General features: G+C 45.0%; 17 protein-coding genes. 12 read left to right on the top strand and 5 right to left on the bottom strand.

Translation table 11 applies throughout. The features are described from left to right. The first annotated feature begins 9 nt into the window (after positions 1–9). The 3 genes from EUAN_RS03215 (at position 10) to EUAN_RS12925 (ending at position 3,059) form a co-directional block, all read left to right on the top strand. Entirely contained in the window at positions 10–1,026 is a 1,017-nt protein-coding gene (locus tag EUAN_RS03215; RefSeq protein WP_071061657.1) for a uroporphyrinogen decarboxylase family protein, read from the top strand. Further along, positions 954–2,819, top strand: coding sequence for an ASKHA domain-containing protein (locus tag EUAN_RS03210; RefSeq protein ID WP_342669839.1), 1,866 nt, complete (start codon positions 954–956; stop codon positions 2,817–2,819). The genes EUAN_RS03215 and EUAN_RS03210 overlap by 73 nt, the downstream gene beginning before the upstream one ends. Before the next feature lie 105 nt (positions 2,820–2,924). After that, on the top strand, positions 2,925–3,059 hold the full coding sequence (locus EUAN_RS12925; RefSeq protein ID WP_281182075.1) for a hypothetical protein: 135 nt from the start codon (positions 2,925–2,927) through the stop codon (positions 3,057–3,059). Between the two features lie 110 nt (positions 3,060–3,169). Here the strand turns inward: EUAN_RS12925 and EUAN_RS12755 are convergent, their stop codons facing one another. From EUAN_RS12755 to EUAN_RS03190, 4 genes are read right to left on the bottom strand one after another with little or no spacing between them, the layout of a single operon-like run. Beyond that, on the bottom strand, positions 3,170–4,003 hold the full coding sequence (locus EUAN_RS12755) for a PhnE/PtxC family ABC transporter permease (RefSeq protein ID WP_071061651.1): 834 nt from the start codon (positions 4,001–4,003) through the stop codon (positions 3,170–3,172). Beyond that, positions 4,003–4,764: a PhnE/PtxC family ABC transporter permease gene (locus tag EUAN_RS12750; RefSeq protein ID WP_071061648.1), complete on the bottom strand. Its 762-nt coding sequence runs from the start codon at positions 4,762–4,764 to the stop codon at positions 4,003–4,005. Before EUAN_RS12750 ends, EUAN_RS12755 begins: the two co-directional genes overlap by 1 nt. Next, entirely contained in the window at positions 4,764–5,507 is a 744-nt protein-coding gene (locus EUAN_RS03195; protein ID WP_071061645.1) for a phosphonate ABC transporter ATP-binding protein, read from the bottom strand. Before EUAN_RS03195 ends, EUAN_RS12750 begins: the two co-directional genes overlap by 1 nt. 7 nt (positions 5,508–5,514) lie before the next feature. Then, a complete protein-coding gene (locus tag EUAN_RS03190) occupies positions 5,515–6,456 on the bottom strand; it encodes a putative selenate ABC transporter substrate-binding protein (protein ID WP_245674433.1) in 942 nt (313 codons plus the stop codon). Positions 6,457–6,735: 279 nt separating this feature from the next. Here EUAN_RS03190 and EUAN_RS03185 point away from each other — a divergent pair, with 279 nt between their 5' ends. The 5 genes from EUAN_RS03185 (at position 6,736) to EUAN_RS03165 (ending at position 12,760) form a co-directional block, all read left to right on the top strand. Then, on the top strand, positions 6,736–8,007 hold the full coding sequence (locus EUAN_RS03185; RefSeq protein ID WP_071061643.1) for a DEAD/DEAH box helicase: 1,272 nt from the start codon (positions 6,736–6,738) through the stop codon (positions 8,005–8,007). Positions 8,008–8,150: 143 nt separating this feature from the next. Next, complete coding sequence (locus EUAN_RS03180) at positions 8,151–8,984, top strand: DUF188 domain-containing protein (protein ID WP_071061641.1); 834 nt, start codon at positions 8,151–8,153, stop codon at positions 8,982–8,984. 85 nt (positions 8,985–9,069) lie between these two features. Next, positions 9,070–10,257: an anaerobic nitric oxide reductase flavorubredoxin gene (locus tag EUAN_RS03175; protein ID WP_071061639.1), complete on the top strand. Its 1,188-nt coding sequence runs from the start codon at positions 9,070–9,072 to the stop codon at positions 10,255–10,257. Between the two features lie 93 nt (positions 10,258–10,350). Next, positions 10,351–11,832, top strand: a complete 1,482-nt coding sequence (gene malQ / locus EUAN_RS03170) for a 4-alpha-glucanotransferase (RefSeq protein WP_071061636.1) — start codon at positions 10,351–10,353, stop codon at positions 11,830–11,832. A gap of 4 nt (positions 11,833–11,836) precedes the next feature. Further along, on the top strand, positions 11,837–12,760 hold the full coding sequence (locus EUAN_RS03165; RefSeq protein ID WP_071061634.1) for an ROK family protein: 924 nt from the start codon (positions 11,837–11,839) through the stop codon (positions 12,758–12,760). On the opposite strand, the gene EUAN_RS03160 is transcribed toward EUAN_RS03165, so the two are convergent. Further along, entirely contained in the window at positions 12,747–13,613 is an 867-nt protein-coding gene (locus EUAN_RS03160) for a pirin family protein (protein ID WP_245674432.1), read from the bottom strand. The two genes, EUAN_RS03165 and EUAN_RS03160, sit on opposite strands and share 14 nt — an antisense overlap. A gap of 223 nt (positions 13,614–13,836) precedes the next feature. On the opposite strand from EUAN_RS03160, the gene mutS reads away from it, so the two are divergent. Genes mutS through hfq form a run of 4 tightly spaced genes read left to right on the top strand, consistent with a single transcriptional unit; the run spans position 13,837 to position 19,514 of the window. Beyond that, positions 13,837–16,512: a DNA mismatch repair protein MutS gene (mutS, locus tag EUAN_RS03155; protein WP_097678046.1), complete on the top strand. Its 2,676-nt coding sequence runs from the start codon at positions 13,837–13,839 to the stop codon at positions 16,510–16,512. Positions 16,513–16,516: 4 nt separating this feature from the next. Then, a complete protein-coding gene (gene mutL, locus EUAN_RS03150; protein ID WP_071061630.1) occupies positions 16,517–18,340 on the top strand; it encodes a DNA mismatch repair endonuclease MutL in 1,824 nt (607 codons plus the stop codon). Positions 18,341–18,351: 11 nt separating this feature from the next. Next, complete coding sequence (gene miaA, locus EUAN_RS03145; protein ID WP_071061627.1) at positions 18,352–19,293, top strand: tRNA (adenosine(37)-N6)-dimethylallyltransferase MiaA; 942 nt, start codon at positions 18,352–18,354, stop codon at positions 19,291–19,293. 2 nt (positions 19,294–19,295) lie between these two features. Next, a complete protein-coding gene (gene hfq, locus EUAN_RS03140) occupies positions 19,296–19,514 on the top strand; it encodes an RNA chaperone Hfq (RefSeq protein WP_071061626.1) in 219 nt (72 codons plus the stop codon). Positions 19,515–19,520 lie beyond the last annotated feature (6 nt).

Raw genomic sequence — 19,520 nt, 5'->3', positions numbered from 1 at the left:
GTGGAAGCGATGTTATCGCCGAAAGAGAGGCTAGAAAAGGTTTTAAGTAAAGAGAATACGGATAGGCCACCGTGCATATGTCCAGGTGGCATGATGAACATGGTTATACTTGACATAATGGAAGAGATAGGTGTGAAATTTCCAGAAGCCCATATGGATGGACAGATGATGGCAGATTTAGCGACGGCAGTATACGAAAAGAGATGCTTTGAAAACTACGGAGTTCCATTTTGCATGACGGTAGAGGCAGAGAGCTTAGGAGCAAAAGTGGATATGGGAACAGATATATATGAACCTCATGTAGTTGAGTACGCCATAGAGTCTGTAAAAGACTGGGACGAAATTTTGAAATTTCAGTCTGAAGCTAGAAGGATGTCTGCTACTATAGAAGCCATAAGGCTTTTGAAGGAAAAAAACAGTGAAGTTCCCATAGTGGGCAATATAACAGGGCCTATCAGCACAGCTAGTTCGGTAATGGAGCCTGTCGTGTTCTATAAGGATCTTCGCAAGAACAACGCTAAAGCTCATGAATTTATGGGCTTTGTAACCGATAGATTGATTGACTTTGCGAACAAGCAGATAGAAGCCGGGGCAGACGTGATTGCAATTTCGGATCCGAGCGGTACAGGGGAAATCCTTGGGCCTAAGCTGTTTGAGGAGTTTGCAGTTGAATATATAAACAGAATAACTGATCAGGTGAAAAAGCAAAACAGAGGTACAATAGTTCATATCTGTGGACAGATGAAAAACGTATATAGAGAAGTGAACAAGATAAGGAGTGACGTTCTCAGCTTTGACTCGATAGTTGGGATAGGAGAAGCAAAGAAAAATCTAGCAGATAGGCTGATAATGGGGAATGTGAGCACATATGCACTTGAATTTGGAGAGCCAAGCAAGATAGAAGCATTGACGCTTAAGTGTGTCGGTGACGGTTCGGATATAATATCACCGGCATGCGGACTGGGAATGAAGTCTCCGATAGGGAATGTAAGGGCTATGCTAGGATCGCTGGAAAAGGGGATATAGAGCTTATGTCTAAAATCTATATCAAAAATCAAAATAAAGCTTTAGATTACTCCCCTTCAAAAAATCTGCTGGAAATTTTGCTGGAAAATGATATCTTTATAGATAATCCATGCAATGGAAAGGGATCCTGTGGAAAATGCAAGGTGAAGCTGTCAGGAGAAAGCTTGCCAGAGATGTCCGAGACAGAGATGAAGCTCTTGAAAGAAGAAGAGATCAAAGAAGGTATAAGGATGGCATGTCTTGTGTCGCCTGAGGGAGATATTGAGGTTGAAGTTTTGCAGAAAGAGAGAAAGCACAGGATACTTTCGACAGGATATGTACCTGAGTTTAAATATGATCCTTCGATAAAAAAAATAGCTTTTAAAATAGATAAACCTACGCTTGATAATCAGATTTCTTTAGAAGACTCAATCATAGGTGCATTGGGTGTCGAGGAAGTTGAGCTTCAGGTGATAGAGGAAGTAAAGGACATAGATGGAACAGCTACAGCTATATTTAACGGAGACCATTTGCTTGGAATTGAAAAAGGAGATACGATAGAGTCGCTTTGCGGTATAGCGATTGACATTGGAACGACGACAGCGGTGGCCACTCTAGTGGATATGAAAACGGGTAAAGAGGTTGCAACGGCATCTATGATAAACCCTCAAAGAAAGTTTGGGTTAGACGTTCTGACTAGAATTACTTATGCCTTGGAAAATCCAAAGGACTCTAGAGCAAAGCTCCAATATGAAATTGTCTCAGCCATAAATGAAATGGTAAAAGAACTTTGTGGGGAGTCGGGTGTAGACCAGGAAAGTATATATGAAATAGCAGTTGCAGCTAACTGCACTATGATGCACTTTCTTCTAGGAGTCGATGCCACTTCAATCGGAAAGTCACCGTATGCTCCACTGTTCGTAAAGTCTAAAAATATAAGGGCTTCGGACATAGGCATAGTAGCTAACAGTAGGGCAAGGCTTTACTGTCTTCCGTCTGTTTCTTCTTATATAGGCGCAGACATAGTGGCAGGAGCATATGTATGCGAGCTCCATAAAGCCAGTGGGAATACCTTATTTATAGATATAGGGACTAACGGTGAAATAGTTCTCTCAAACGACGGAAAGCTTATGTCCTGCTCGTGCGCTGCCGGGCCTGCTTTAGAGGGAATGAACATAAGTTTTGGGATGAGGGCCTCAGAAGGGGCCATAGAAGATGTAAAGATAGGGGAAAATGGGATTGAAACAGAAGTTATAGGAAACGAAGAAGCGGCAGGTCTTTGTGGAAGTGGGATACTCGCTGTAGTGAAAGAGCTAATTCGCACTGGAATAGTAAAGAAGAATGGGGCTTTTATCAAAAAAGAGAAACTAGATGAATCAGACTATCGGTACGACATGATTCAGCTAAATGGGACAAAAAGAGAGTTTGTATTGAAAGAAGGCCCAGAGAGAATACTCGTCACCCAGTCAGATGTACGTCAAGTTCAGCTGGCTAAAGGAGCTATACTGTCAGGGTTCTATGCTTTACTGAATAAGGCGGGCATAGATATGGGCAGCTTAGATAGAGTCATGATAGCAGGCCAGTTCGGAGCCCATCTTCCAGCAGAAAGTTTAGTAGGAACGGGAATCTTGCCAGAAGAAGTCAGAGACAAGATATACTACGTGGGCAACTCCTCTAAGACAGGTGCATATATTTCTCTGATGTCTGCTGAGTCCAGAAAAGAGATAGAAGAGATAGCAGGCAAAATGGAGTATATGGAGCTAGGGGCTTCTGAAGGGTATGAACGACTATTTGCGGACTGCCTCCTATTTTAGGATGAAACAGACCTAAATAGATAACTTGCTTAATTTTCAAAGATAGCATACTTAATAAGAGATATAGATTAGATATTCTAAGTCTATAAAGATGGCTGTGACTATATGCGGCTTAGAGGAATACTCAATCTCTGGGGCGCACGTCACAGCCTCTTTCAAGCAGTAGCTGTTTTAAGCGAGGGAAAGAGCGCAGAAAAGCCCTGCGGGGCCACTTCCAATCACTATGGATCTGTGAACTAGAGGCTTTTCTCCGAATGCAATCTCATAACTCTATTTAAGCACCTGTTCTTCTAATACAAGCTTATCATAAAAGAAGGAGTCGGGTCTATGTCGCTAGACATCAGTTTATATCAGCTCGACAGATTCCTGAAAAGTCTGGACAACATATCCGCCATAAACACAAGCAGAAGGTAGGCTGCCATTATAAGCGTTATCTCGGAGTAGTTAAAGTAGCTCATGCTGAGCTTGAACTGCCTTCCAAGACCTCCGGCCCCTATAAAGCCTACAACTAGAGTGCTCCTGATTATGACCTCCCACCTGTAGACTATATAGGTCATAAACTTAGGCAGCACCATTGGGAATACTCCGTATATCAGCATCTGTGAATTACTGGCTCCAGAGGAGTAAAGGCTCTTGACTGGGCCTTTCTCTATGTTTTCGATTACCTCTGAACACAGCTTCCCGACTATTCCGAAGTTGTGAACGGCAAGGGCAATCGCCCCTGGAATTATCCCGGGCTTGAATATAAATACAACTATCATGGCCCAGATAAGCTCTGGAACGGCTCTGGTTACTATATACAAGAGCCTTATGGCGAAAAAAAGCGGTTTGGCATACCAATGCCTCTGCTTTAAAAGCGTTCCATCCGAGATGTTTCTAGCCCCGTAAACCACTGTCATAAGCATACCTACGGAGGCTATGGCTATAGAGAGTATGCTCATCATAAGCGTTTCGTAGGTGAGGGATGCTACGTTTTTTATGCTTTCAGGATCTCTAAAAGCAGGGAGCTCTTCGCCTATCCCCATGAGTCCGTCTATGAACTTCCTTGAATGCTCAAGGTTTTTCTCTGAGAAGAGCTCTGAAAAGCTGACACCGTCTACTTCCACCACATAATACCAGGAGTATGCAAATACAAGCAGCACCGCTAATATAGATATATTGACAAAGTTAAATTTTCTCTTCATTATATCAGCCTCTTTCTTATGGAATTGCTCCATGCGTCTAGAGCTGTGACTACAAGTACCAGCACAAATACATAGGTCCAGGCTCTGCTGAAGTTCAGGTCGTGGAGAGCCATCTGTATCTGATAACCGATTCCTCCAAGCCCGACGAAGCTCAGTATTGCAGACGACCTTATGGCGCATTCAAGCCTGTACATAGTGTAGCTTATCATGCTGGATGAAGCACTAGGCAAGTACCCATAAAACAGCACTTGAAGTCTAGAGCCTCCGCCGGAATTGAGGTTTGAGACAGGAGCTTTAGGCACATCGTCCAGCATATCCGAGTATATCCTGCCTAGAGTTCCGCCGTATGGAATGGCCAAGGCGAACACTCCGGAAAGGGGGGATAGACCTATAGAGGCCACAAAAAACCATGCCCATATCAGTTCGTGTATGGCCCTCATAAAGCCCAGAATCGCTCTGAATAGTTTGGATACTGGCCTCAATTTGCTCTGAAAAATCGCCTCTGAGCTTATGACTCCGAATACAAGTCCCAAGACGATGGATATTGACATCCCAGCGAAAGCGTAGACCACAGTGGTCAGGGTTGCATCTAACGCTGTTTTCAATATCTCTACGGAGATTTCGGGAGATAGAAAAGACAGTGCTATGCTCTTTAGCATCACAACGCCACCGCTATGCATTATCCCTGAGGAATTGTCTACAGAGAGAATGCTTAAGATTACTGCAAATGCTATTCCGATTGTAAGATATAGCTTCTTCATTATCCCACCTCTAGACTGTAGAGTATTTGAAGCTCTCTCTCTGTAAGCTTCTCTGTGGGCATATCGAATTCAATACGACCGTTTCTAAGCCCAACCACTCTTGTAAAGAACTTTCTGGCATACTCCACAGAGTGTATACTGGCTACGAGTGTCTTGTTTTCTTCGCGGGCTATAGAGGACATCAGAGAAAGCACATCTTCAGCCCTTGCAGGATCTAGAGAGGACACTGGCTCGTCGGCGAGCACTATATCGGGATTCTGCACAAGTAGCCTTGCAAGGGCCACTCTCTGCTGCTCTCCACCGGAAAGCTTAGAAGTCTGCTGAGTGTACTTGTCCTCTATGCCGACCTTCCTAAGGGCGGAAAGCGCTAGCTCTTTTTCCATCGGAAATACGAGTGAAACAAGCGACTTTATGAAGCTCCAGTCTGAAAGTTTTCCAGCTAGGACATTGTTTATTACAGAGAGCTGAGGAACTAGGTCGAGATTTTGTCTGACCATACCTATTTTTTTAGCGAGAGCCCTGTTGTTGAACTCATCTATAGACTTTCCTTCCACATATATATTGCCGCTGTCCGCTGCAATCAAATGACCTATCAAGTTGAGAAGAGTTGACTTTCCAGATCCGCTTGGACCTATAAGGGCAACCATCTCGCCTCTCTCTACAACGAGAGAAAGGGAAGATAGAGTCTCTATCTTCCCGTAGTTTTTAGATATATTTTCTATTCTTAAAACTTCTCTACTCATAATACACCTACTTTACCATGCCAAGCTCTTTGGCTATTTTCTCTATCATACTGTAGTTCTCGTTTGCAGTCTCTATAAAACTGTCTGTCTGGAAGAATGCAAGAACAGCTTTAGCAGTCTCATTTTCCGAGTCAGCTCCCATATTCAAGAGCACATCCGCGACTTTCTCTTTTGTTCCCTCACCAAATTGCTCGCTTAGAACTTCTTCGCTGTTTATAGTCCAGTTGTAGTCAAAGTAGTCTGGAGTTGTGTAGAATACATCCACTTTAGAAGTATCTACCTTTCCTTCTTCAACAGCTTTTTTCCATACAGACTCGTTTAGAGCTCCGGCTTGAAAAGCCCCAGATTCTACAAGAGCGTAAGTCTTGTCGTGAGATCCAGAGAAATTAGGCTCTCCGTCAAAGTCCGCATCAGGGTTTATTCCGGCTTCTCCTAGGAAATACCTAGGCATAAGGTGACCAGATGTGGAACTCTCGCTTCCGAAAGTAAAGCTCTTACCTTTAAGATCCTCTAGTCCCGCTATATCTAGACCTTTTTGAGCTATGAATACAGAGTGGAACTGAGCATCCATAGGCCTCTGCGCTATGGCTTCAGCGCCAGACACAACGTTCATAGCCTGAACCCCTGTAAGCCCTCCAAACCAAGCAAGGTGCATCTCTCCTCTTTCAAATGCAGTTACAAGCGCTGCATAGTCCTGAGAAGGCACGTACTCAACCTTCAGTCCTGTTTTTTCACTTAGATACTCTGCCATCTTGCCCATATTCTCATTCAGCTCTTCAGCAGATTGATCAGGTATGGCACCTATCTTTAGAACTGCTTCAGAGCTTTCTGAAGTTTTTTTATCTGCTTTTTCGGCATCGCCTGAGTCGCTAGAGCTGCCACAAGCAGCAAGTGAGAACACAAGCGTCAAGCTAAGCAGCAGTGACAGTAACTTTTTGATTCTTTTCATAGTCAATTCCTCCTAAAAAGTATATTCATAATAAATCCCATGCAATTGTATAGTAAACCTATGGGGATTGTAAAATAGAGAAAATCTATAAAGAATATCAAATGGATCGAAAAAAATAATTTAAACTGCGGTCTCAAACTGAAGTCTAGATAACTTGCACAATTTCCCTTTAGCGTCTATAATAGAGATATAGATTAGATATTCTAAAAACGCGAATTCAATGTTTATAGCATACCGATTTTGGTGTGCTATTTTTTGATTGTAAAAGGAGAAATGATATTGTTATTTGAAAAACTAAATTTAATTGAGCCGATTCAGAGGGCTTTAAAAACTGAAGGTTATACTAAAGCCACGCCTATACAGGCTCAAGCCATACCATCACTGCTAGAAGGGCATGATTTGCTAGGTTGCGCCCAGACAGGAACAGGGAAGACTGCCGCATTTGCGATTCCCATACTTCAGAGCCTTTCGTTCGAGCAAAGGTCTACACCGGGAAGAAAGCAGATAAAATCGCTAGTGGTTGCGCCTACAAGAGAGCTTGCCATACAGATAAGAGACAGCTTTGTGGCATACGGAAGAAATACAGGGCTTAAAACAGCCGTTATATATGGAGGGGTGCCTCAGAACCCCCAGAGAAGAGAGCTAGAGAAGGGAGTCGACATACTAGTTGCGACTCCGGGAAGGCTGCTAGACCTTATAAATCAAAAGATCGTAAGCATAAAGCATATAAAGCATTTCGTGCTGGACGAGGCGGACCAGATGCTGGACATGGGGATGCTGAGAGATGTAAGAAAGATAATCACATATATACCGAACGACAGACAGACTATATTCTTTTCAGCCACTATGCCTGCTGAAATAGAGAAGCTTTCAAGTTCGATACTGAAAAATCCAGTCAAGGTGGTTGTGACACCTGTATCTTCTACAGTGGAGATCATAGATCAGGAAGTCTACTTTGTGGACAAGGGAAACAAGATAAAGCTTCTGACAAGCCTTCTGAAAGACAAGTCTATCGACTCGGCACTTGTGTTTTCAAGGACAAAGCACGGGGCGGACAAGATAGTGAAGTCGCTTGAAAAGTCGGGACTTAGGGCGCAGGCCATACACGGAAACAAGTCCCAGAATGCAAGGCAGATGGCCCTTAACAACTTCAAGTCGAGAAAGACCAGAATACTTGTTGCGACGGACATAGCCGCGCGTGGAATAGATATAACAGAGCTTTCACATGTCATAAACTTCGACCTTCCTGAAGTTCCAGAGACTTATGTCCACAGGATAGGGCGTACTGGAAGGGCGAACAATTCAGGCATAGCTATTTCGTTCTGTAATCAAGAGGAGAAGCCTCTGCTTAAAAGCATTGAAAAGCTTACAAACAAGAACATACCGGTGGTTGTAGATCATATGTACCCTCTAGTGGAGACATACGTAGAGGACAAGCCGAAAAAGCCTAAGAATATAAGCAAAACGGGTTCAAGCAGAGTATGGGGCTCGAAGAATTCAGGCAGAAGAAAAAGCGGAGCTGGAAAGTCCAGCAGCTACAATAAAAAGTAGGATATAAAAGACTGTTCACACAGCAGACTATTTAGATGACCTTGACTGGGCATTTAAGTAGTCTTTTTTTATTAATAAAGATATGCAAATAGGGTATACTGTTAATCAGTCATGTTTTTCAAGAATAAATGGAGGTGTGGTATTTGGTCAGAATATTTGTGGACTCAGATGGATGTCCTGTTGTGAAGATAGCAGTGGACTTGGCTAAGGAGTTTCAAGTCCCTGTTACGCTTGTGAAGAATTACTCGCATTTGATAAGCGACGACTATGCTGAGGTGGTGACCGTAGACAATTCAAGCGACAGTGCCGACTTCTATATAGCAAACCGCATTTCGAAAGGAGATATAGTTGTGACCCAGGACAATGGGCTTGCCGCAATGTGTATTGGGAAAAAAGCAACTGTTTTAAACCAGAACGGACTTTTAATAGACGACTCCAATATAGAGGGGATGCTTTCTAGCAGGCATATAAACAAAGAACTGAGAAGCAGAGGTGTGTACGCCTCTAAGTCGAAAAAGCGGGATAGCTCGAAGGACAGGGATTTTGAAAGCTCGCTGCGTGTAGTGCTTCAAAGATTATCAGTGGAAAATCATCTTAATTGCTGTCAGAAGGTCATACTGTCGTTTGCAAAAGACGCCGGCCTAGACGAAGAAAGAGCTACAAGTATAGGTGCAGGCTTTGGAAGCGGGGCGTGCAGTGGAGAGCTTTGCGGAGCGGTTTCGGGGGCCGTAATGGTGCTTGGGCTTATGTACTCTGGAGGAGAAAGTCAAAGTGTGAAGGAAGCAGTGACTTCATTTCAAGGTAAATTCAAGGAAAAATACGGGAGTCTGAGATGTAAAGAGATACTTGGGTATGACTTCAGCATACCTGGAGAAAAGGATAGGGCCATTGAAGATGGTGTAATATCCAAAAACTACCCTGGAATAATAGAAGGGGCCAAAGCGCTGCTTGCCCAAACAATAGAGGAGTTTAAATAGGTTTTATGATTCAAATCACAGGAAAATAGACGTATGAAGGGTATAATATGTTCAAAGGGTATACTTTAAAAGGGAGGTAAATGAGATGAAAAAACTTGTGAAAAACAATGTGAACTGGGTTGGCAAAATAGACTGGGAGCTTAGATCTATCCACGGCGATGAGCTTTCGACTTATAACGGGACTTCTTACAACGCCTATCTTATAGAAGAAGAGAAGACTGTGCTTGTAGACACTGTATGGGCTCATTTTGGAGAGGAATTTGTGGAAAACCTGACTTCGGAAATAGACCTTAAAAAGATAGACTATATCGTTGCAAACCATGGGGAGATAGACCACAGTGGAGGTCTGCCTGCGCTTATGAAGCACATACCCGACACACCTATATACTGCACTGCCAATGCGGTCAAGTCTATAAAGGGTCATTACCATCAGGATTGGAACTTCAAAGTGGTTAAAACTGGAGACAAGCTGGACATAGGGAACGGAAAAGAGCTTGTGTTTGTGGAGATGCCGATGCTTCACTGGCCGGACAGCATGGCCACCTATATGACGGGAGACAATATCCTGTTTAGCAACGACGCATTCGGACAGCATTATGCCCATGAAGGGCTTTTCAACGACTTGGCAGACCCGTGCGACTTAAACAGAGAGGCCATGAAATATTATGCCAATATACTCACGCCTTTCAGCGCCATGCTTAGAAAAAAGCTAGACGAAATCATAGGGCTAGGTCTGACTATAGATATAATAGCCACAAGCCACGGTGTGATATGGCGAGATAATCCTATGCAGATAGTCGAGAAATACTCGTCTTGGGCGAATGACTACCAGGAAAATCAGATCACAATAGTCTATGACACAATGTGGAACGGAACAAAGAGAATGGCTGAAAAAATAGCTGAGGGGATTGAGCTTGCGGACCCTGAGGTCGAAGTCAAACTTTTCAACCTAGCCAAGAGCGACCATAACGATGTGATGCTTGAAGTTTTTAAGTCCAAGCTAGTTGCAGTCGGATCTCCTACTATAAACAACGGCGCACTTAGAACAGTAGCAGCCTTCGTTTACTTTATGAAGGAGCTTAAGCTCAAGAAAAAGAAGGCGGCTTCGTTCGGATGCTATGGTTGGAGCGGTGAAGCTACGAAAGCGGTAAACGAAATGCTTGAAAACGCCGGTCTAGAAGTAGTGGATGAGGGGATAAGGATGCTTTGGAGCCCAGACCAGGACATGCTGAAGGACGCTGTAGAGTTTGGCAAAAAGCTTGCAAATGCATAGAGGGATTAGAGGAAAGAGCTTAGGCTCTTTCTTTTTTGTTTAAATCAAGTAACGCTGCGAAAAGTGGATATATATATTGAAAGGGGTGATGATATGAAAAAAAGAAGAGCAGCGGGAATACTGCTTCATATAAGCTCTCTTCCCAGCCCATATGGGATAGGGACTTTCGGGGAAGAGTCGTATAGGTTTGTAGATTTTCTGAAGTCAGCGGGACAGACTTACTGGCAGGTGCTTCCTCTAGGACCTACGGGATACGGTGACTCTCCGTACCAGGTCATATCTTCATTTGCCGGGAATCCATACTTCATAGACCTTGACTACCTTGTAGAAGACGGTCTCCTAGACGGCAAGGACCTGGTGCAAGCTAAAGATTCAGAGCCGGAAGGCACTGTAGACTACTCGAAGCTTTTCAAAGAGAGATTCTCTCTGCTCAGAAAAGCCTATAAAAAAATCGACTTGATAGACAGAGTCGAGTTTGAAGAGTTTAAGCTGGAAAATTCAGACTGGCTGGAGGACTACTCCCTCTACATGGCGCTTAAGTACAAGTACGATCAAAAGCCATATTACGAGTGGCCAAGAGAGGTTGCAAAGAGAGAGGTGGAAACACTAGAGGCGCTTAGACAGGAGCTTTCTGTGGAACTTGAATACTGGAGCTTCTTGCAGTACCTTTTCTTCTTCCAGTGGAGAAATCTCAAAGATTACGCAAACAAGCAGGGGATAAATATAATTGGAGATCTGCCAATCTATGTAGGCAGAGACAGCGCAGATGTCTGGGCCAATCCCGAAGTATTCTGCCTTGATGAAGACTACTCCCCAATACTTCTAAGCGGAGTTCCGCCGGACTACTTCTCCCCTCAAGGACAGCTCTGGGGAAACCCCGTCTACGACTGGGAATACCTAGAGGAGACGGATTACAGCTGGTGGAAATCCAGGATATCTCAGAGCAAGCACATATTCGACGGACTGAGGCTTGACCATTTCAGAGGCTTTGAGTCATACTGGGTCGTGAACAGCGGAAACGAAACTGCCGTTGAAGGAAGCTGGGTGAAGGGTCCAGGGATGCAGTTCTTTGAAAGCCTAAAAGAAGAGCTTCAGGGGCTTGAGATAATAGCCGAAGACCTGGGCTTTCTGACGCCTGAAGTCTACAAGCTAAAGTACGATACAGGCTATATGGGCATGGCGATACTCCAGTTTGCGTTCGATGGAAACAAGGACAACCCATATCTTCCTTACAACTTTGAGAATAACAGCGTTGTATACCCAGGGACGCATGACAACGACACGGTCAGGGGATGGCTTTCAAAGCTAGACGAGCAAAGTCTTTCAAAAGTAAAAGATTATTTAAATGAACAAGACGACGAGAAGCTTGTCTGGGAGATTATAAGGGCGGCTTACAGCTCGGTTTCAAGCCTGTGCATAGTCCAGTTTCAAGACATACTTGAGCAGGGAAGCGAGTGCAGGATGAATACGCCGTCAAGCAAGAGCGGAAACTGGAGCTGGCGGTTGAAGAGGGAAGATATTAAGGACGAAATTTCAGAGAAGCTTTTGGAGCTTTGCAGAATTTACGGGAGGTAAATGTATGTACGCAGGGATAGATATAGGAGGCACTACGGTTGGAGTTGCGATACTTGGAGAGTCGGATGAAGTCCTCTTCTACGAAAAGATAGATACAGATAGAAGCTACGACCCCGAAAAGATAGAGCTCGATATTTGCAGAGCAGTTGAGCGAGGGCTTTTTGTCCTAGGGAGAGATAAGATTGAGAGCATAGGTATAGGTGTTCCAGGGATAGTGTCTAAAAACAGAGACAGAGTGATAGCCTGCACCAACTTGGACTGGAAGGACATAGCGTTTGGAAGAATCTTGGCTGAAAAATTCGGTTCAAATGTCAGCTTGTACAATGACGCAAGTTCAGCGGGATACGGCGAATTCAAGCTGGGAGCCATGAAACACTCACCAAACAGCGTACTTATGACGCTCGGCACAGGCCTGGGAGGTGGAATTATAAGAGACAGTCACATATACGAGGGTGCTAATGGGGCTGCCTCGGAGCTAGGGCATATGACTGTAGGGGATAATTTCTACACCTGTGGCTGCGGAAGAGTTGGCTGTCTTGAGACTTTTGCATCGGGAACAGCACTTGTAAAATATACAAACAAGGTATTTATGGAGCAGAATCAGTCCTTCAGAGTTGGTTCTGCAAGAGAAGTCTTCGACCTCTGCACACAAGGGGATGAAATAGGAGTGCAGGCTGTAGATCGGTTTACAAGATACCTTGCCATAGGTATAGTCAACGTAATCGCCACCATAGACCCGGAGAAGATAGTGCTTGGTGGAGGGCTCTCCTTGAGCGGAGATATATACCTCGAAAAGCTTAAAGAGTATGTAATGGAGTGGAGGTATTTTAAGGAAATACCTCCACCTGTAATAGAGCTTTCAAGGCTTGGCGAAAAAGCCGGAGTGCTGGGAGCGGCGCTTCTTGGAAGAGATGCTATTTCTTCATAAAGAGGCTGTCGCTTGCCCTTTTTATAAACATTCCGTTGCTTAGCTCTTCCCTTGCTGTTCTAAGCTCTTCCTCTGTGTTCATGACGATAGGTCCGCCCCAAGCTATAGGCTCGTTAAGCGGCTCTCCAGAGAGATATACAAACTCTAGGGGGCCGTTTTTTGCCGCCACTCTTACCTTCTCGCCGGATGAGTATATAATAGTTGTTTCTTTCGCATCCACTACACTTCCCTCTGGCTCGAAAATACCTTCCCCTGACATCACAAATAGGGCTACTTTATTTGTATTCGGGGTTTCAAGCTCAAAAAGTGCATCCTCCTCTAGAATCACATGAAGCAGAGTAGGAGAGCCTACCACATCTTTGGCACCGCCATGATGTGTCTTGTACTGTCCCCCTATCACCTTGACTACCTTTCCGTCCTCTTCCACAACAGGAATCTCTCCTCTTGAAATGTCCCTGTACTTTGGCTCTGTCATCTTCTTGGCCTTTGGAAGGTTGACCCAAAGCTGAAAGCCGAACATATGCTCCGAAGCTATGGGCATCTCCTGGTGGAGAATCCCGCTTCCGGCGCTCATCCATTGGCAGTCCCCAGGCCCTATGACACCGGAGTTTTTAAGGGAGTCCTGATGCTCTATCTCTCCAGATATAAGGTAGGTTACAGTCTCTATCCCCCTATGTGGATGCCAAGGGAACCCGTCTAAATAGTCTTCAGGATTCTTGGAGTTAAAAAAGTCGAACATAAGGAAAGGGTCCAGCTTCGGTATATGGTGGTATCCGAACGCCCTCTTAAGCATTACACCTGCGCCCTCTCTTGTAAGCACTGCATCTATGGTTTCTTCTACTACTCTGTACAAAACAATCGCCTCCTATTTTCTTTTGCTCTATTTATACCCCAAACTTATGACTGTCAAGAAATAAAGTTAAAAGTTATGAGAAACACTCTCATGACTTTTTTGTTTAAATAACCTCAAAAGTTAACTACTTCCCGGCGGAAGAGTAGTTAACTTTTGAGACATCGTTTGCGGTCTCCTTTTTTTGTGGTAAAATATTAACTATAAAGAACTGGAGGAGATATTCTTGGCGAAACTTACACCTATGATGGAGCAATATACGGACCTCAAAGAGAGATACAGCGACTGTATCCTCTTTTTCAGGTTGGGAGACTTTTATGAGATGTTTTTTGAAGATGCGCTTACGGCCTCTAGGGAGCTGGAGATCACCCTTACGGGAAGAGACTGCGGACTAGAAGAGAAGGCCCCGATGTGCGGAGTCCCGCACCACTCGGCGGACGGATATATAGCTAGGCTTGTTGAAAAAGGATACAAGGTGGCCATATGCGAACAGGTGGAAGACCCCTCGAAGGCGAAGGGAATAGTCAAAAGAGACGTAGTCAGAATAATAACCTCGGGCACCATAACAGATATGGACAAGTTGGACGAAAAGAGCAACAACTACCTGGCCTCGCTCTATGTAGGGAAGAAAGGGATCGGAATAAGCTATGTGGACATAACCACGGGAGACAGCTATACTACGGAGATATTGGGATCAGGCCCAGAGTCGATCTCAAAATGCATAGACGAAATAGGGAAGATAGCTCCAAGCGAGCTTCTTGTGAACACAGGCGGCGATAGCGACTTCTGCGGGGAGCTCCAGTCAAGATTTGACGAAGTCAGGACTCTGGAGGAATGGTACTTTGAAAAGGAGCTCTGTATCTCGAATATAATCTCACAGTTCAAAGTTCATTCCCTTTCAGGCATTGGGATGGATACGAGCAGCTTTGCAGCCATATCGCTAGGAGCGCTGCTAGAGTATCTCAAGGTGACTCAGAAGCAGTCGCTAGACCATATATCGAGCGTAAACGTGTATATCGTGGAAAACTACATGATGCTTGATATGAGCACAAGGCGGAATTTGGAGCTTTTGGAGACCATAAGGGGAAAGTCTAAAAAAGGCTCTCTCTTAAGCGTGCTCGATAAGACAGCGACTGCCATGGGCGGTAGGCTTATAAAGAGCTGGATAGAGTCTCCGCTGCTGGACAAGTACGAGATAGAGAGGCGAAGTGCTGTAGTCGAGTCTTTGACTGAAGACATTACTATGATGGATCAGCTAGATGAAAAGCTTAAGCAGATATACGATATGGAGCGCCTTGTAGGCAAGCTTGTGTACGGAAACTGCAACGCAAGAGATCTTATATCCTTAAAGCACTCGATCTCCCAGCTTCCCCATATAGTGAAATCGCTTGAAGATTCGGAAAGCCAGGAACTCAGGCAGATGGGAGAGGGCATGGACATTCTCTGGGACCTCTATGAACTTGTGGACAGCGCAATAGAAGATGAGCCCCCTATAGGCATAAAAGAGGGCAATATCATAAAGGAGAACTACAGCCCGGAGCTTAAGGAGCTTAGAGACATAGCCCTTAACGGAAAGTCCTATCTCTCCAGGATAGAGGAGAGGGAGCGTGCCAGAACGGGGATAAAGAATCTGAAGATAAAGTACAACAAGGTGTTTGGCTACTTTATAGAGCTTTCCAAGTCCAATATAGATAAGGCCCCTAGCGACTATATAAGAAAGCAGACGCTTGCAAATGCAGAGAGATATATAACCGAGGAGCTAAAGGAGATTGAAAACAAGATACTTGGCTCCGAGGACAGGATGGTGGAGCTGGAATATGAGATATTCGGAGAGATAAGGGAGAAGCTGAAGGAGAACTCCCAGAGGATACAGAGCACTGCCAGGAGCATCAGCAAGATAGACGTGCTAAACTCCTTCGCCAAAGCGGCCTACCTGAACAACTACGTAAGGCCTGAGATACTAGAGGACGGTTCGCTCTATATAGAAAACGGAAGACATCCCGTAGTCGAGAAGATGGTGGCTGAGGGCAGATTTATATCCAACGACACCTATATGAACGGAGAAAGCGACAGGATGATGATAATAACCGGGCCGAATATGTCGGGAAAGTCCACCTATATGAGGCAGGTGGCGCTTATAACGCTTATGGCCCAAATAGGCTCCTTTGTGCCGGCCGACTCCGCTAAAATCTCTTTAGCGGACAGAATATTTACACGGATAGGGGCTTCGGACGATCTGTCGGAAGGGCAGAGCACTTTCATGGTGGAGATGAGCGAGGTGGCCAATATCTTAAACAACGCCACGGAAAAGAGCCTCATAGTGCTAGACGAGATAGGAAGAGGCACTAGCACTTACGACGGACTGAGCATAGCTTGGTCTGTAGTCGAGTATATAAGCGGGAAGAGCAATCTAGGCGCCAAGACACTATTTGCCACGCACTACCACGAGCTGACGGAGCTTGAGGAGGTTCTAGAGGGAGTCAAGAACTACAGGGTTGCAGTTGAAGAGAAGCCGGGAGAGGACATAGTGTTTCTCAGAAAGATAGAGCGGGGCGGAGCCGACAGAAGCTACGGAATAGAGGTAGCAAAGCTTGCGGGGGTAAGGCCTGAAGTAATAGCTAGGGCGGCCGAGATACTTAGGAATCTAGAGGAGAACGACCTAAACAAGAAATCGCCTTCCCAGCTAAGCATCTTCTCGGAAGAAAGCAGAGAAGAAAGTAGGACTATCCGTGAAAGTGGGATGTCCTACTCAGCCAGCGTAGTGCAAAGCGAAAAAGAAGATTCAGCATACGAAGAGATAGTGGCAGAAATAGTGGGGCTCGACATAATGAATATGAGCCCTCTAGACTCCATAAACATACTCCATTCGCTCTGGAAAAAGAGCGTCAAGATAAAGGGATGATCATTTGAGCAAGATACGAGTATTAGACGACAGCACCATAAACAAGATAGCCGCAGGAGAGGTCGTGGAAAGACCCTACTCCATAGTCAAGGAGCTGGTGGAGAATTCGGTGGACGCGCTCTCCACCAATATAACTGTGGAGATAAAGAACGGCGGAAAGTCGTATATACGGGTTACTGACAACGGGAGCGGTATAGAATCAGGCGACATAAGAGCCGCCTTTTTAAGGCACTCCACAAGCAAGATTTCACAGGTGGAAGACCTTCAGAACATAGTCACGCTTGGGTTTAGAGGCGAGGCTCTTGCGAGCATAGCCTCGGTATCCCAGCTGGAAGTTATCAGCAAGACCAGGGACTCCGAAATAGGACAGAGGCTGCTTCTCTACTCGGGAGAGGTGAAAGAGGAGTCGGAAGTGGGCGCTGCAAACGGAACGACCATTATAGTCAGAAATCTTTTCTACAATATACCGGTCAGAAAGAAGTTCCTGAAGTCCGACTCGTCCGAGAGCGGAGCTATTTCAGACCTTATATATAGGCTTTCACTCAGCAACCCGTCCATATCCTTTAAGTTTATAAAAGACGGGGCACTTGTGCTCAAGACTCCTGGAAAGGGCAGTTTGGAAAAAACGGCTTACAGCCTTCTGGGAAAGGAGTTTTCGGACTCTACAATACCGCTTGAGTTCGAGAAAAAGAGCTTTAAACTCTCTGGCTTTATATCCAAGCCAGCTTTTTCAAGGGGGAACAGGTCTCAGCAGTATATATTCGTAAACGGACGGAGTGTAAAGCATCTGCTGCTCTCAAGGAAAGTGGAGTCTGCATATAAGGGCGTGATACCTTCAAACAGATATCCTGTGCTGGTGCTTTTTATAGAACTGGACCCGAGAGAGATAGATGTGAACATACATCCGGCCAAGACAGAGATAAGGTTTCTGGCAGAATCGGAGATACTTATCTGGGTGGAGGAAGCTGTGAGAAAAGCACTGGACTCTGAGACAGAGATTTTAGAGACCTCTCTAGGCGAAGTCGAGCCACCTAAGGCAGTGAAACCCAGGGCTGTCAAGCTGCTTGAAAAGAGAGAGGAGACTCAGCCAAGTCTCTTGGATCCTGAGCTATTCTATCAAGCGCACAGCGAAAAACCTGAGAAACTCTTAGAAAAGCCTTTGAAAGCGAAGAAAAGTAACGAAGCTGTAAGTGAGAGCGGTCCTGCGCCATACAGGGCAAAGCCTTCCCCGAAACAGGAACAAGCCAAGCTTCCTACACTTGAGGTAAAAGGTGTTGTATTCAACACCTATATTCTGTGCGAAGACAGAGTGGCCGGAGAGTTCCTTATAATAGACCAGCATGCGGCGCATGAGAGGATAATGTACGAAAAGCTGAAGAGGGAGCTTCTAGAGGGCAGAGTGGATATGCAGGAGACTATGGCGCTTGAGCCTATAAGTTTGAGCCACTCCGACATGGAAAAGCTTTCAGAGTACAGAGACACTCTACTCAAGCTTGGCTTTGACTTTGAGGAGTTTGGACAGAACACAGTAGCCCTTAGAGGCGTTCCGCTTCTATTCGGAGTTCCTGACTTCAAGGACTTGTTTCTGGACATACTGGACAGTTTGGAGTTTGGCGTAAAGAGCGGGTACGAGCTGAAGCTGGAAAAGGTGATGAAGCTCGCCTGCACCTCGGCTGTAAAAGCTGGCGACAGCATGAAGCATATAGAGATAGAGAAACTGATAGAGGAACTTGGCAGATGTGAGAATCCGCTGACATGCCCTCACGGAAGACCTACGGTTATAAAGCTCACAAAGTCGGAAATAGAGCGAAAGTTTAAGAGAAGCTAGGAGGTATTTGTTTGAAAAATTTATTGGTGATAGTGGGTCCAACGGCTGTGGGAAAAACTTCCCTTTCTGTGGAGCTGGCGGAGCATTACGGCGGAGAAATCATCTCTGCCGATTCAATGCAGATATACAGAGGCATGGACATAGGGACTGCCAAGATAAAAGCTGACGAGATGAAAAGCATTCCGCACTATCTGCTGGACGTAGTGGCTCCGGACGAGGAGTTTTCAGTCTCAGATTTCAAGGAGATGACTTACGCCTGCTTGGGAGATGTATACTCAAGGGAGAAGCTACCGCTTATAGTAGGAGGAACGGGGCTCTATGTGAACTCCATAGTATACAAGCTGGACTTCGCAGACTCTGGCTCCGACATGGAGGTCAGAAAGAAGTACATGGACTGCGCCGAAGAGTTCGGAAATGAATATATATACGAAAAGCTCAAAGAGGTGGACCCTGAGACCGCCGAAAGACTGAATCTAAATGATACAAAGCGCATAGTCAGGGCGCTAGAGGTGTACGAGCTCACCGGGGAGCCTATGTCTAAAAGCTATACCAATTTCAGGGAAGAAAACGACGAGTTCAACCTAGTGTTTATAGGGCTAGATATGGAGAGAAGCCATCTCTACGAGAGGATAAACGAGAGGGTCGATATAATGCTTGAAAATGGCCTTGTGGAAGAGGTGAAGTCTCTGCTTGAAAATGGGTATAATTCAGATATGACCTCTATGAAGGCCATAGGCTACAAGGAGGTCGTAGAATATCTAAGAGGAGTTACTACCTACGACGAGATGGTGGAGATTTTAAAGAGAAACTCAAGGAGATTTGCCAAACGCCAGCTGACCTGGTTTAGGCGCGACAAGAGGATAGTGTGGATGCAGGTAGACGATTACGAATCTCTAGAGGAACTTAAAAGGGAAGCCATATCTATCTGCGACAAAAAACTGCGGGAGGGCTAAAAATGAAACAGTCTATAAATCTTCAAGATGCTTTTTTAAACAAGGTTAGAAAAGAGAATACACCTATAACGGTATATCTCTCTAATGGATATCAGCTTAAAGGGAATGTGAAGGGTTTCGACAGCTATGTAATACTTCTGGAAAACGAAGGCAAGCAACAGATAGTCTACAAGCATGCGATTCTCACAATACATCCAAGTTCCCCGGTGGAATTTATATAGGAAGGT

The sequence above is a fragment of the Andreesenia angusta genome, from assembly GCF_001855385.1.
Taxonomy (GTDB): Bacteria; Bacillota; Clostridia; order Tissierellales; family Gottschalkiaceae; genus Andreesenia; species Andreesenia angusta.
This window is presented reverse-complemented; position numbering and strand designations above follow the sequence as displayed.